16 protein-coding genes are annotated in these 14,145 nt (G+C 41.1%); all 16 read left to right on the plus strand.

Annotation, left to right across the window (positions count from 1 at the left end):
* Window positions 1-5 precede the first annotated feature (5 nt).
* The 16 genes from H3U49_RS00205 (at window position 6) to H3U49_RS00280 (ending at window position 14,136) form a co-directional block, all read left to right on the plus strand.
* Window positions 6-392 carry a DUF4054 domain-containing protein gene (locus tag H3U49_RS00205; RefSeq protein ID WP_198178704.1) on the plus strand — a complete coding sequence of 129 codons (387 nt, stop codon included), beginning with the start codon at window positions 6-8 and terminating at the stop codon, window positions 390-392.
* Entirely contained in the window at window positions 389-1,021 is a 633-nt protein-coding gene (locus H3U49_RS00210) for a hypothetical protein (protein WP_198178706.1), read from the plus strand. Before H3U49_RS00205 ends, H3U49_RS00210 begins: the two co-directional genes overlap by 4 nt.
* A complete protein-coding gene (locus tag H3U49_RS00215) occupies window positions 1,014-1,415 on the plus strand; it encodes a hypothetical protein (RefSeq protein WP_198178709.1) in 402 nt (133 codons plus the stop codon). Before H3U49_RS00210 ends, H3U49_RS00215 begins: the two co-directional genes overlap by 8 nt.
* The gene (locus H3U49_RS00220; protein WP_198178710.1) at window positions 1,393-1,941 is read left to right on the plus strand and encodes a hypothetical protein; all 549 of its coding nucleotides are present in this window, start codon (window positions 1,393-1,395) and stop codon (window positions 1,939-1,941) included. The genes H3U49_RS00215 and H3U49_RS00220 overlap by 23 nt, the downstream gene beginning before the upstream one ends.
* 11 nt (window positions 1,942-1,952) lie before the next feature.
* On the plus strand, window positions 1,953-3,107 hold the full coding sequence (locus H3U49_RS00225; RefSeq protein WP_198178712.1) for a DUF3383 family protein: 1,155 nt from the start codon (window positions 1,953-1,955) through the stop codon (window positions 3,105-3,107).
* Window positions 3,108-3,120: 13 nt separating this feature from the next.
* Window positions 3,121-3,552 carry a hypothetical protein gene (locus H3U49_RS00230; RefSeq protein WP_034979972.1) on the plus strand — a complete coding sequence of 144 codons (432 nt, stop codon included), beginning with the start codon at window positions 3,121-3,123 and terminating at the stop codon, window positions 3,550-3,552.
* A 59-nt stretch (window positions 3,553-3,611) separates the two neighbouring features.
* The gene (locus H3U49_RS00235; protein WP_198178714.1) at window positions 3,612-4,019 is read left to right on the plus strand and encodes a hypothetical protein; all 408 of its coding nucleotides are present in this window, start codon (window positions 3,612-3,614) and stop codon (window positions 4,017-4,019) included.
* Entirely contained in the window at window positions 4,003-4,230 is a 228-nt protein-coding gene (locus H3U49_RS00240; protein WP_052060307.1) for a hypothetical protein, read from the plus strand. Before H3U49_RS00235 ends, H3U49_RS00240 begins: the two co-directional genes overlap by 17 nt.
* Before the next feature lie 77 nt (window positions 4,231-4,307).
* Complete coding sequence (locus H3U49_RS00245; protein ID WP_198178716.1) at window positions 4,308-9,116, plus strand: phage tail tape measure protein; 4,809 nt, start codon at window positions 4,308-4,310, stop codon at window positions 9,114-9,116.
* Between the two features lie 59 nt (window positions 9,117-9,175).
* Entirely contained in the window at window positions 9,176-10,150 is a 975-nt protein-coding gene (locus H3U49_RS09985) for a LysM domain-containing protein (RefSeq protein WP_198178718.1), read from the plus strand.
* A gap of 6 nt (window positions 10,151-10,156) precedes the next feature.
* Complete coding sequence (locus tag H3U49_RS00255; RefSeq protein WP_198178720.1) at window positions 10,157-10,567, plus strand: hypothetical protein; 411 nt, start codon at window positions 10,157-10,159, stop codon at window positions 10,565-10,567.
* Window positions 10,567-11,556 carry a hypothetical protein gene (locus tag H3U49_RS00260; protein ID WP_198178722.1) on the plus strand — a complete coding sequence of 330 codons (990 nt, stop codon included), beginning with the start codon at window positions 10,567-10,569 and terminating at the stop codon, window positions 11,554-11,556. The genes H3U49_RS00255 and H3U49_RS00260 overlap by 1 nt, the downstream gene beginning before the upstream one ends.
* Window positions 11,557-11,567: 11 nt before the next feature.
* Window positions 11,568-12,020, plus strand: a complete 453-nt coding sequence (locus H3U49_RS00265; protein ID WP_198178724.1) for a hypothetical protein — start codon at window positions 11,568-11,570, stop codon at window positions 12,018-12,020.
* On the plus strand, window positions 12,017-12,397 hold the full coding sequence (locus H3U49_RS00270) for a DUF2634 domain-containing protein (RefSeq protein ID WP_198178726.1): 381 nt from the start codon (window positions 12,017-12,019) through the stop codon (window positions 12,395-12,397). The genes H3U49_RS00265 and H3U49_RS00270 overlap by 4 nt, the downstream gene beginning before the upstream one ends.
* A complete protein-coding gene (locus tag H3U49_RS00275; RefSeq protein ID WP_198178728.1) occupies window positions 12,387-13,565 on the plus strand; it encodes a baseplate J/gp47 family protein in 1,179 nt (392 codons plus the stop codon). The genes H3U49_RS00270 and H3U49_RS00275 overlap by 11 nt, the downstream gene beginning before the upstream one ends.
* Complete coding sequence (locus H3U49_RS00280) at window positions 13,558-14,136, plus strand: DUF2612 domain-containing protein (RefSeq protein WP_198178730.1); 579 nt, start codon at window positions 13,558-13,560, stop codon at window positions 14,134-14,136. Before H3U49_RS00275 ends, H3U49_RS00280 begins: the two co-directional genes overlap by 8 nt.
* The last annotated feature ends 9 nt before the right edge of the window (window positions 14,137-14,145 follow it).

Consider the following 14,145-nt stretch of genomic DNA (forward strand, 5'->3'; position numbering starts at 1 on the left):
GTTTTATGAATGCCGATGTTAAGCCAGATGATTTAAAAAAGCTGGCACCAAGCTTAGTATCAGATATCCCCGAAGAAAGCATTACTGCGTTAATTAGTAATGCTTATTTAATTGCGCTAGGAGATCACTTCCCAAAAAATTTGACAATCGATGACGAAGTGATGCCTGTGCGGAAGATGGCAACAGAATACATGGCTCTGCACCTGGTGTCGACAGAGGGTAAGTCCGGTCAGGGAATTGTCTCTGAGAAAGTCGGTTCTCTGGAGCGACATTATAGTGCAGCAGTTAACACAGACTGGCTTAATGGCTCTCCTTGGGGGCAGGCTTATCTGCGACTATACAAGCAGTATGGTGGCAGTAGGAAAAGCAGATATGCGGTGATTCAGCATTGACATTAGAAAAAAAGGGAGACTTCGGCTTTGAGAAAATCGAAAAGGAACTGAGCTACCTGAAACAGAACCAAGTAGCTGTTGGCTTTTTTGGCGAAGATGACAGTCTCCTATTAACGGTGGTAAGAGCTAACGAGTATGGAGCGCACATAGTTCCTAAGAACACTAAGTATCTTTGGGTACCTTCAAGTAATGCAATCCATCGCTATGGCAAAACTGTCCGTGCGAGGGATGTTAAAGGGCTGTTTGTGCCTAAGGGCAAGCATGTTGCATGTGTCCTTGAAAACGGCAAGCCAGTAGTTTATTTCTACCTGATGTCAAAATCCGACATACCAGCACGTCCTTTCTTGCGCAAATCGTTAGATGAAAACAAGAAAAAGTACGGTGAAATCATTAAAGCGGGCATCGAAGATATTCTTTACAACAATGGCACAGGCAAAAAACTGTTATCTAAGCTAGGCATTACTGGTGTGGCAGATATTAGGCGGACATTGACCAGGTGGACCAAGCCAGGCAACGCCCCATTGACCATTGCCAATAAAAAGGGGCAGAACGATCCATTGACAGACACTGGTGACTTGCCAAAACGAGTTACCTGGAAGATTATCCCGATAGGAGGCAAGGATGAGTAGTTTTTATTTGTCATTTAAAGACATGCTGAAAGACTTCGGAGTAGACATTAAAGTCTACCCCTATAAAAGCCCAGCAGATAAGCCCCATTACCACTATGTGGGAGGGATAAAAGTTCCTGATTCCGATGGTGAAGAAGTCGAACCTGAACTGCGTCATGAGCCTGTATTGCCTGTCAGCGATATGACAGCTATGATGCCTCAGTTCTTGCCAGGAGGAATAATGCAACAGGGAGACCTGGTGTGGTATTCAACAGGAGTTTATCCAGAAAATACCAGGGTTGAAGTACCCTCACAAGGAGGGATGTTTAGAGTTATGCCTTTCTCGAATTACAAGGATTACTCAGATGTCATTATCTACGAACTAAAAGGGGATGATAAGCATTCAGGAGACTAAACTACCAGAATTAAGGGATCACTATTTAGTCCAATATATTCTGGGCAAGATAGTAAACCATGTGTGCAACTGTGAGCTAGTTGAACAGAACAATATTGACGAGATGGAAGATTATCCTTTTGCTACATTTAATTGGATTACGCTTAATAATCCGACAACAAGCGACTGGCTGAGAGATCATCCCCAGTATGTCTGCACTATGCAGGTTGACATCCATGCTACGACTTCAATTGAAGCATTAGAGTTAGCTGGCAAGCTTTACACTGCACTACATGAAAGCCCTTATGCTAGGGCATTTAAACAGGCACAGATCGTGCCACAGAAAATAACTAATACGAGCAATCGTACCACATTGTCAGGTATCAATTACGACAATGACTATGGCTTTGATTGCTCGTTTTTAGTTAACGGAAATTTCACATTTCAAGAAGAAGACTTGCAGTTTGACTTTGACGAACAAGATATCGAGTCAATTAATGCTGCAGGTAACGCTAAATTGACAGACGGAACTGTCACAAACAAATAAAGGAGGAAAACATGGCAAACACAATAGTAGCCTACGATAGACCGAACGATATTGACGTTGTGATGTCTATTGTGAGACCTAAGCCTACAGTTGGTTTAGGCAATTTGTTAATCATTAATCAATTATCAAGTGCGCCAGCACAAAGTGGCTCTGGCAATACCAGCGCACCAACGGATCAAGCAGAAACACCATCGGACAGTATTTCAGAAGAGGAAAGACTGGATGGTTTGCTATCACGCAAAACTGATACAGCCACTGGTGCTGTGTACCGTGAATATGCGTCATTAGACGCAGTAAAAGTCGATTACTCAGAAAACGAAGATGTTATGGCTAAGGCAGAAGCATATTTTGCACAAGAATACCACTCAGATCGGGTAGCGATTTTGGATATACCTAGTGGAAAAGAGCTGGATGCATTAGGTGCATTCTGGTTCTTCAATTGGACATTTGCAGTAAGAGCTAAAAGCGATGATCAACAATCTGAATTGACTTTGCTTTCTAACATTTTCGAAGCTAACAAAGATCATTTTTTGGTTATCCAAACCAATGATGTATCGGCTTTAGTTGCTTTACAAGGTCAAAACTACACTATTGGCTTAAAACATGACACAGCTGAGGCAATGGATGCAGCTTTTGTTGGCGAAATTGCCACACTGCCAGTTGGCTCAGTTACATGGAAGTTTAAGACTCTTAATGGCATTACGCCTGAAAGCCTAACAGCCACAGAGCTAGTTGGTATCAACAAGGTCAATGCTGTCGCTTATACAACTGTATTTGGCAAAGACCAAACTACCGAAGGCAAGACGCTGTCTGGAGAATACATTGATACAGTGCATGGCATTATCTGGGTTAAGAACAACATGGAATCAGCAATGGAAAAATTGTTGCAGAACAATGGCAAAGTTCCATATAGCCAAGTTGGCATCAATTTGGTGCTGGGTGCAGCAACTCAAGTTTTAAACAAGGCGTATGAGCAAGGCATAATTCAAGCCGATGCTAATGGCAAGGCAGACTTCTCAATTAGTGCAACACCTAGAGAACAACAATCTGCACAAGACCTTTCTAATCGTCATTATGGTGGTTTGAGTTTCACCTACCATGCATCAGGTGCAATTCATACCCTAACAGTTCACGGAACAATTGATTCAGACACTATTTTGCAATAAAGGAGGATAAAACATGTCACAAAATTCAGTATTAACAGGTTTAGCCACTAAAACTTATAATGCGGCTGATACCGTTGTTATGGTAGATGGCCATCAATTGTACGCTTATGGCGAAGACACAATGTATACGGCAGACTATGATAACGACACTATTACCGTTAAACAAGACGCACAGGGCAACGGTTTTGCCTCAAAAAATGCAAAGCATGGCGGAACAATAACGCTTAATATGGTGGAAACATCACCAGCAGCTAAACTCCTGCATGAATTAGCAGAGACCGGAAACTTCCCAGTCGATATTGTAACCTCATCAATTCATATATCTGCAATGCACTGTTGGATTGCCAAAAAGCCAACCTCAACTGGTGGCGCTGAAGCGTCCAATCAAGCTTGGCAGATAAAGGCTCTGTACATGGATGAAACACCACTCGTTGATGAAATGTAAGGATTGTTAGTTAATATAAGCCCTGATGGGATGCACAGTAACAAAGGAGATAAATTTAAATGGCAACTACAAAAAAATCAGAAACCAAAAAGACTAATTCGGAACTAGCACTTGAAGCTCATGCTAAACAGAATTCGGCAAAGAAGAAGGCAGAGTCTTCAACAATTGCAAATATGATGGGAAAGACACAAGATTTTGTTATCTGTGAAGGTACCTCAAAAGAATATACAATTACACTACAGTATCCAGGTGCTGCTAGGGCACTAGAAATCGAGGACATTGCTGGAACAGGAAAATCAGTTGGAGATATTGCTTACAGCACTTTGATGGAGGAGGCTATTAAAGACGTAATCGTTATGCCTAAAGTCCAATCTATTGACAGTTACTGGAATTCCCACGCTGGCTTAGCTGAAGTTGCAATAACGGTATTATCCTTTCTTAACGCAGGGATTGAAGGCAACTTATAGTCAAGCCCAAGTTAAGAGAAAAGCTGATGCACTTGAGCGTCAGCTACGTCTAGTAATGCATGGTGTTCCCCTAGAACTAGTTGATCATGCTACAGGTGATCAATTGTTGGTTATGGAAGAAATAGTTAACAGGGATATCGAAATTCAATATAAAATAAAGGAAGCCGCCACAAGCAATGGTATTGGCATTGCATTTGGCGGAAAAAAATAAACAGAATGAGGGATGAGGCCATTCAATAAATGATGGCTTTTTATTTTGCAAAAATTTAGAAGAAAGGAGGATGGTTAATGGCTAGTAATCACGAAGGATATAGCTTAGATGTTAATGTTGATTTTAGTGAACTTGAAAAAGCTAATAAGGCCACAGGTGCATTATATGAAGCTCTCGGTAAAGTTAATCAAAAGTTCTCTGGGATGCACGTCCCTGACGGTATTCCCAGAGAAATCAATAATATTAACAGTGCCACTGCTTCATATGTCAAAAGACTGGAGTCAGAGGGCAGAATTCATCAAGCTAATACCGAGCGTGTTAAAGCTTATCAAGCAGCTGTTTCTAGCCTCACTTCTAAGCAAAAAAGTTTAGAAATTCAGTTAAGCAAAATTGCTGAAAAATCAGGTGTAGCAAGTAGTGCTTATCAAAAACAGCAAATTAGAATTAATGAGACCGCAACAGCTGTTAATAATCTTAATTCTAAAATTCAAAATCTACGCCCAACAGGATTTAACAGACTAGTCAGTGCTACTAAAAAGGTAGATGATGCTACTGAAAAAATGAAGTCCAAGCTGCATAGTGTATGGGCTGATATCAAAGGTGGTGCAACTGTAGCCGCAGGCGCAATTGGTGCAGTTGGTGCAGCTACTATCTCTGGTGCAAAAAAAGCTGGTGATCTGCAACAGACCTACAAAGAAATAACTAACCTAGCTACTCTAGGCGGTGAAAAAGCTAAAGAGGTTACTAAATCCGTAATGACCATGCAATCACAGGGTCGTGACATGTCTATAAAGTATGGTAAATCTCAGTCAGCTATTGCAGAAGGTTATGAAGATTTAGTAAAACGTGGCTACACCACAAAGCAAGCAATTGGAGCCATGGAAAGTGAGTTACAGGCATCTGTAGCTTCTGGTGACAAGTTTGCGGATGTAACTACGGTTTCTTCACAAGTTATAGATTCATTTGGATTAAGAGCTAAAAATACGACCAAAATGCTTAAAAATACCAAAATGGCAGTTAACGAGCTGGCATATTCAGCTGATGCAACGTCAACCGGGTTTTCAACAATTGGTATTGGTATGTCATATGTTGGTGCCGCAGCTAAAGCTCTTAATGTTTCGTTAGCAGAAACAGCGTCCGCAATGGGCGTTCTTTCTAACAATGGATTAGAAAGCGATAAAGCAGGTACTGGACTTAGATCAGTAATTAATGGTATTGGTAATCAAGTAAACCTAATTGGCAGCAAAAAATCTATTTTTGATCGAATAGGTGTAAAAAGATCAGATATAGTAGATGCTCGTGGAAAAATTAAGCCACTATCTCATGACCTTTCAGTAATTTATAAACAAATAAAAGCTCATAGTAAAGATACTGTTCAATCAAATGGATTTTTTAAATCTATTTTTGGAGCGACAGGACAGCAAGCAGCAATAATTCTTGCGAAAAACACAAAAGAATTAAAAGAGTTAACCAATAGTACGCAAAAAGCAGGTAGTAAAGGTAACTATGTTGCACGTCTTGCAGCTAAGAATGGACAAACTGCAAAAATGCAGGTTGCTAAGGCTAAGCAAGCAATATCCGCCTTCCAAGTTGAAATGGGAGCTAAGTTCTTGCCTGTTATAAACAAAGCGGGAAATAAGCTGGCCAAATTTTTAACGACAAAAGATGGCAAAAAATTTGAGAAAAATGTGGCTGGTGGAATTAGCAAAGTTTCTGACGCTTTGATTAATTTTATGGATTGGTCAACTAAGCACACTGGCACACTTAAAACTATAGGTGGAGCTATATTAGCCGGATATTCGGTAAGCAAAGGCATCAAATTTATCAATTTTTTAGGTGATGCTAAGAAAGCGTTAGAAAAAATCAGTACTGCTAAAGGCCTAGTTGGCAATGGCTCTAACTTTACTCCGCTGAATGGGATGATGAAATCGGCTCATTCAGCTGGAGGGTTTAAAGGTCTTACCACAGCAGGAAAAATTGGAACTGGTTTAGCAGGAGCAGGTGTCGCAATAGATGCAGGCTCTGAATTTGTCAATGCTTTTAACGATCGTCATTCAGCTGACAAGCGTAGCCAAGATATCGGCAAGGGCATTGGCTCTGGCATTGGTGGTGGTATTGGTCTCTGGTTTGGCGGACCCTTAGGCGCAGCCGTTGGCTCCCAAATTGGCAAAGTTGTCGGTGGCTGGGGTGGCCAAGCGGTTAACAAGTTCACCAAAGGCTGGCAGGCTAATAAACCACCTAAAAAGTTTTGGAGCCTAGAAAACTTAGGCTGGTCAACTCATGACATGGTCAAAAAGACTGGCAAGGCAGCAGGTCAAGCTGTTAACAGTCTTAAAAAAGGTTGGCAATCTAAAAAGCCACCTAAGAAGTTCTGGTCTCTAGAAAACCTAGGGTGGACTTCACATAATTTGTGGAACAGGACAGTCTATGGTACAGCAATTAATGCTGGAAAAGCTCTAACCAAGGGATGGCTGGCTAAGAAGCCACCAAAGAAGTTCTGGTCACTTGAAAACCTCGGCTGGTCAACCAAAAACATGTTTAATGGCTTTATGAAAGGAGTAAAAAGTGTCATTGGTTGGTTTAAAGACCAATGGCATGGACTTACTTCTTGGTTCGATGACAAGAAACAAGGCTTTGACAAATGGGCTGGTGGTGTTGGCAAAGCTATTGGGAATTTCACTAAGCCAGCTACTAAGTCAGTTAAAGCACATGCTCGAGGTGGGCAGATTAGGTCTACCCACACTGCCCTTGTTGGAGAAGGTGGAGCAGAGCTGGCATATACCGTTAATGGTGGCCATGCTCGTATTCTAGGCGCTAATGGTCCTGAAATAGCCAAAGTTCATGCTAATGAGCATATCCTTAATGCCAAAGATACCCACAAGGTATTGCATGGTGGCTTAGGTCAAGGATATGTTCTTAAAGGATATGCTAACGGGAATACTAATCTCAATAAAGTAGCTAAAAATACTACTTCCTCATGGGCAAAGATAACAGCAGAAACTGGCAAAGAGACTAAAAAGACACGTGTACGTACAGTTAAGGACTACACCACTATGCGCAAAGGTGTCCACTCTCAGATGGACAACCTGCACGATGGCACCATTAGTTTAGCTAAATCAACATCTAAAGGCTTTGGCAAAGCACTTGACAAGATGAAAGGCTATGCCAAAGATGCCATGCAAGACACGATTGATCAGATTAACCGTGGTATTAGTGGTATTGACAAGGTCCTAAGTCAATTTGGCGGTAACGCCAGCGTCATTAAGCCTGTTAAGTTTGCAGCAGGTTCAAATGGACGCTTAACGCACAACACGCTGGCTATGGTTAACGATGCCCAGTCAGGTCCACGTCAAGAGGCAATTGTCAAAGGTTCTGGCGATATCTGGATTCCTCGTGGCAATAACCGTATTCTTCCACTTGAGAAGAACGATGCTGTCCTAAATGGTACGCAAACACAAAGCCTAGCTAATAGCTGGGGGATGCCACACTTTGCTAAAGGTAGTGGAGTGTCCACCAGCTTTTTGAAAAAGTTAGTTTCAAGAGGCAAAGCAAACCCTGCTAAGAGCTTTGCCAATATGTTCTCAAGCAAGCTTAATCGAGGAAAGATTGACATAACGGCTGGCACAGTTGACCTAGCTAAAAATTCAGGTACAAAATATGGTGTGCCGTGGACTAATGCAATGTGGACTGTTATTGACAATGCTATTGGCGCAGGAAATGGGCATGGCGGTAGTCGTGAAGCATTTCTGAAATACGCAGAAGCAACATTCAGCGGTGTAAGATACGTCATGGGTGCTGCTTCAAAAATGGCAAGCGACTGCTCAGGCATGGTAATGCAGGCATTGCGTCACTTCAACGTCAATATTGGTCGGTCAACGGTCGATATGCAACACTCAGGTGGTACTGAATATTTAGGTAAGTCATTGTCTAAGACAGTACCTGGTGATCTTGTTATCTTTGGTCATGGAACTGGAGCAGCAGGACACGTGGGTATTATTAAGAACCCACAAACTGGCACCATGTTCAACGAGACGCCACCTAGTGCACGTGTATCACGGATATCAGACGATACCTCAATGGGCTATGGTTTCTACCGTGTCAAAGGTCTGCATGATGCTTCTGCCAAGTCTAATAATGCAAAGCCGTCAGGAAGACTGATGAGTTTAGCTAAGAGTCAGCTTGGTGCAGGTGCAATTAAGTGGATCAAGGATAAGCTTGGCGATGAAGGAGCGCTCGGAGCTAACATTGGCGGTGAGGGTGTTCAACGTTGGGCAGGTACAGTTAAACGTATCTTAGGGATGCTTAACTTGTCTACATCAAAAGGCATGGTCGACAAAGTTTTGCGCCAAATTCAGACAGAATCAGGAGGCAATCCTGCAGCCAAACAGCCAGGAGCTGATCCTGACGGTGATGGTTCAGGTCCAGCACTGGGACTGATGCAAACTAAGCGTGCTACGTTTAATGCATACAAGCGCAAAGGTGCAGGCAATATCTTTAACGGTCCCGACAATATCTATGCAGGTTTAAATTATGCAAAACATAAGTATGGCTCTGATCTTTCAGCATTAGGCAATGGCCACGGTTATGCTGAAGGTGGTAATCCTCCTGTTGGACAGAACGTGCTTGTTGGTGAAAAAGGACCAGAAATTGCAAGATTTAAAGAGCCGGTTCACGTCTACTCTAACAAACAATCCAAGAATTTTGGCTTAGACCGAGTTTTGCAAAAAGTTAAAATCAAAAAGCCTAAATCTGTGGGAATGTCACCTAATGTCACTATTAACATTAACGGCAATATTTCATCAGAAAGTGATGCCAGAAAGTATGCTGATATCATTGATAGAAAGATTGCACAGTATTTCGAAAATATCGGTTTAGACTTTGGATAGTTCAAATAGAGGTGGCTTAAGTGCTGCCTCTTTTTGGATGAATGGAAAGGAGTTTGAATGTGTCCTATAAATACAAGCTAGTTACTGTTAAATCTTCAACTTCGACCAAAAAAGCTAAAAAAGCAGAAAGTAAAGCTAAAGCAGCCTTGAAAAAAGCTGAAAAGAAGAAAAGCAAGTCTGACAAGGCAGTCAGAGAGCTAAAAAAAGTTCCGAAAAATGAGTCTGCTGGAGCTAAGGCTACACGCTTGGCAAAGCTAAAAAAAGCTGAGAAGCGTAAAAACGCTGATGACAAGAATTATCAACGCAAGAAAAGTGCGCACACAAAGGCATCTTCTAAGCTTTCAAAGCTGAACAAGAAAAAGAAGCAGAAAAAGTATGATGACAAGATCGCATCTAAGTTGGAAAAGCACGATAGCAAATGGACTAATGAGGGCAAGTGCGCCATTTATCCCACCAATGCAACCAAGCATGGTACTAAGATTATCTATATTTTGCCTTCTGATAATGAGAATGAGAGCAATTCAGTAAACGTTACCTCATGGCCAGTAGACAAAGGCACTCCAAGATCTAGCTATGCGAGGATGTCTGATCGTGGGATAACAGTTGAAGGTATTTTAAAAGGCAAAAATGGTGATAATGCGCACGACAAGTACGTTACTTTAAGAAAATGGGCAGAAGACTGCGTGGAGCTGTCATATCGTGGAGGCATTGTTTATTACACGCATCTTATAATATCGGGATTAAATAAAGATAACCCGGGGTTAAAAGATGACCTGCACGTGTCTATTACTTTTAAATATGTCACTGCAGCCTCCATTTCCACAAAGTCAGGGAAAAGCAAAAAGTCGGCTAAGGCTTCCAAGTCCAAATCGGGCAAGCGTACTAAGAAGTATACTGCGTTGACTATTAAGCCAGGAGATACGTTGTGGGCTTTGTCTAAAAAATATGGCAAGTCAGTCAAATGGCTCGCTAAGGTTAACAAGATCAAGGATCCTAATAAGATCTATGCAGGTAAGAAGATAAGGGTTAGGTAGAAAAATATGAGAGATTACATTGATATAGATGTCGATGATCTGCCTGATATCTTTGACATTAATATAGTTGATGAAGAGTACGTTATGCGTGTCGATTATAATCGCTTTGCTGATTTCTACACCATAACAATCCAGAAGAATGGCGAAACACTGGTTGAGCAGGAGCCGTTAATATTAGGTCAGCTTGTTGGCATCGATATTCCCGATCCACGCTTGCCTCGTGTTGACATTAGAGTAATGGATGAGACAGGACAGGCAGCAGATGCAGGTAGGGGAAGCTTTGGCGAAAACGTCAGGCTCTACTTTGATGTGGTTGATCCTAATGGGTCTGAAACAGTTGATCCTACAATTGAACCCTTAGGTTATGATCCTGATGAAACAGCTGATGATGAGACGGATGAGGAAGTGTCATATTAATGGCTATAGTTACGAAAAACCCTCACATGTGGTTTGTTGTTGAAAACAGTAGTGGTGAAAAACAAACATTGCTCAACGAGCAGAAGTTCGAAAAAAATTATCCGTTTATTTTTACTGCTCCTTTTTCGGATACACCAAGCCCGCAAGACAATACCGTAACTATTTACAATATGAGCAAAGAACACGATGCTTTTTACAAAAAAAAGCAAAAGGCTTTGCTCTATTTTAATTGGGGTACCAGCAAAAAGCTAATTGCCGAAGGTTTTATTTCTAAAGTAGAAAAAGGTCAAAGCGATGGTGTGACAACATCTAAGATTGTTACTTTCACAGAGGGTAAAGATTACAACAATCTACAAGCCCGAAAGTTAAGACTTAAAAAGACGAAAAAAATAAACAAATATAAAACGGTAAAAACCAATGTTCCGGGACATTATAAAACTTATAAGAGCGGTAAGAAAAAATGGATTAAAGCAACTGTTAAGAAAAAGCGTATAAAAACACGTGCGACTAAAACAGTTATGGTTAATAAGACCTATCGTAAGGGTACTAGTTATAAGAAACTGATCCAAGGTGTTGCTGCACAGGCTAACGTAAAGCTTGCCAAGATTGAGCTGGCCAAGAACCCAACTATTAAGAAGTCATACACAGCAAAGGGCAAACCTTTGACACTCTTGAAGCAACTCGTTAAGAAAACTGGTTCAAAAATGACTTATGTCAGAGGCAATCTTGAAATTGTGAATCCTAAAAGCAAAAAACGTTCGTGGATTGTGATTGATGATGATGATCTGATACAGCCACCAACTCTTAGCGAAGATACAGACAAGGATAATGCGTGGGAAATTATTACGCCACTTATTCCAGAAGTAACTACCAATGTGGGTGTCAAGATGAAGAGCAGGTTTCTTAAAGGTTCGTTTTACGTAAAATCAGGGGAGCACTCTTTTGATGGAGACAATCCCCAGACGCAGATGTCAATTATTAAAATATAGGAGGAGCAAGTATGGCTAATGCACACATAGCAGCTAAGGATGCAGTTTACCAAGGGATGCGCAACTTTAAAGAAGCAATTATGTCTGAAATAGAGTGCGCTCAGATTGCCAGGGTAATCAGCTATGATGATAAAAAGCATGTGGCAGACATACAGCCCTTAGCTGTTGGTCTAGACGGTCAACAGTCCGCACAATATCTTGACGTGCCAGTGTCTGCCAATTGCTACTTGATGGACGAGTTTATTGACAGTCTTAAATCAGGAGAAGCTTGGCTTAAGCAGAACGGTATAAGTTTACCTAAGAAAAAGGTGATGAAAAAAGGAGCCATTGTCGTGACAGTAGTGCTAGACAACGATAGCACCAACTGGGATGGCTCGGGCAATGCCTTTGATACAGATACCTCAAGATCACATGATGCCAATGACGCTATTGTCATTGGTGTTTTAGGGGGCGATATTTTTTGAGAGATTTGAAAGTTGACGACCATGGGGATTTGGTCATTGATCCTGTCACTCACGATTTACAAACAGTTGATGGGATAGATGAAGTCTCACAAAGAATAAAGGCTACTCTATCTATTCATCTAGGGGAGATGGTTAATTTAGATCCCGATCAGGGAACTGAATACACTAACTTTTTTGTTAAAAATTTCAAAAAAAATATCGCCCAGACTGATATTGCTGATGCGATTGAGCGGAACGTTCCCGAAGTTAATGAGTTAACAGATGTTACTTTTGAGAAACTACCAGAACGTGGGTTAAAAGTTGAGTTTAAAGCTAATGTAACTTTGGATGATGGTACAAACGAAACAGCAGAAGGGGGTTTAAATATTGGCGATTAAATTTGGAATAACCGATAAGGGCTTCATTTCTCCAACCTATGAAGAGTGGCTAGATTCAATCAAAGACGATTTTAAATCGAGGTTCGGGGATGATATTGCATTGTCTTCAAACTCAAATTTTGGCATAATTGCTGAAATGTTTGCCTGGAGACTAACCGAGATAGCACAACAGCTTGAGCTGGTATATTATTCAGGCTTTTTTTCAACCGCTAGTGATACGGCTTTGGACAGATTAGGAGCAAATATCGGAGTTGCCAGGAAGATTGCAACCAAGTCGCACGTCCAAATAGTTATTCAAACTGATGGCGAATATCTCATACAATCTGGCGAAGAGTTCGAAACAGATGATGGTATCATTTTTGAATTAACCGATGATGTAATTACGGTAAAGGACAAAGATGGCAATTGGACTGGCACAGGAAACCTAGAATCAGAAGAAACAGGCAAGATGAACAACGTACTGGCTAACACAGTTACCATTGTTTCCAATCCAGATGATACTATTCTTGATGTTACTAATCCTGAACCAGCAACAGATGGTGAAGATGATGAAACTGATGAGGACTTCCGTAAACGGTTGATAATGGAGAACGCTGCAAAAGAAGGTCCAACGAGAAATGGTATTAGGTCTGCATTGCTCAATTTGCCAGGTGTTAGGGATGCAGACGCAGTAGATAACGATAAGGATGAAGTTGACGAGTATGGCAACCCACCATACACTGTTCATGTTTATGTACTAGGTGGTAACGACCATGATATAGCTCAGGCTTTAAACGACCATGTTGCAGCTGGTACTACTTTAACTGGGTCAAAAGCCATTAACATTGCGGACGAAAGTGGCGTGGTTAAGACAATTAAATTTGATAGTGCCACTGAAAAGCCAATATTCGTTAGGGTAAATGTTAAAACCAATATATCTTGGAATAGTGACGATAATATTGCTGATATTAAGGCTGATATTGCAGAAAAGATTAATAGCCTAGAAATGGGACAGACAGTCTACTTAACCAAGTTATATTCAAACGTCTATGACAAATCAGGGGTTGAAGAAGCCACTATTCAGATAGGGACATCAAAGGACAGCTTAGGCATTTCAGATATTAACACTAAGCGCTTTGAGGTACCCGTCTGTGACGCTGACCATGTGGAGGTGGTAGTTGATGGTTGATGATACCAATGCAATTTCTCCTACCAGTACTGATGAACTATTAGCAGAAGTATCTCAGTATTGGGCTAACTACAATGGCTCTAACCTGTGGCAGCTAATAGATGTTTTAAATAAGCCAATGACTGACATCAGTGCAACGGCTCAGCAAGTTGAAAATTACCGTGAAATAAATGTTGCCAGTGGTTCAACTTTGGATTTGTTTGGTGAAGACTTTAAAGCTAGCAGGGTAAATCATGATGACGAACTCTACCGCTTTTTAATTTATATCAAATCTTTAGTTGCAAAATCTCAAGGTACTGTACCTAGTATTGTTAACATTTCTGAAACAGCTTTGCAAAAAAAGCAAGGAGTCAAAGTGTTTCAGAATGGAGTACGTCACATAATTATTCAGATACCACTTAGCAAAGTCGATAGTCTAAAAACTGAACGCTTAATATTGGAAAACCTCAAGGAGCTAGTCGCTCTGGGCATCTGGTTAGATAAAATCAGCTTTGATACAAGAACTGACGCATTGCAATACCTGGGGGCAACTACAACAATTACTGAAAAAGTTAATTTAGTAGCAGAATAGAAAGGAGAT

The organism is Lactobacillus sp. W8174, assembly GCF_016100975.1.
Classification (GTDB): domain Bacteria; phylum Bacillota; class Bacilli; order Lactobacillales; family Lactobacillaceae; genus Lactobacillus; species Lactobacillus juensis.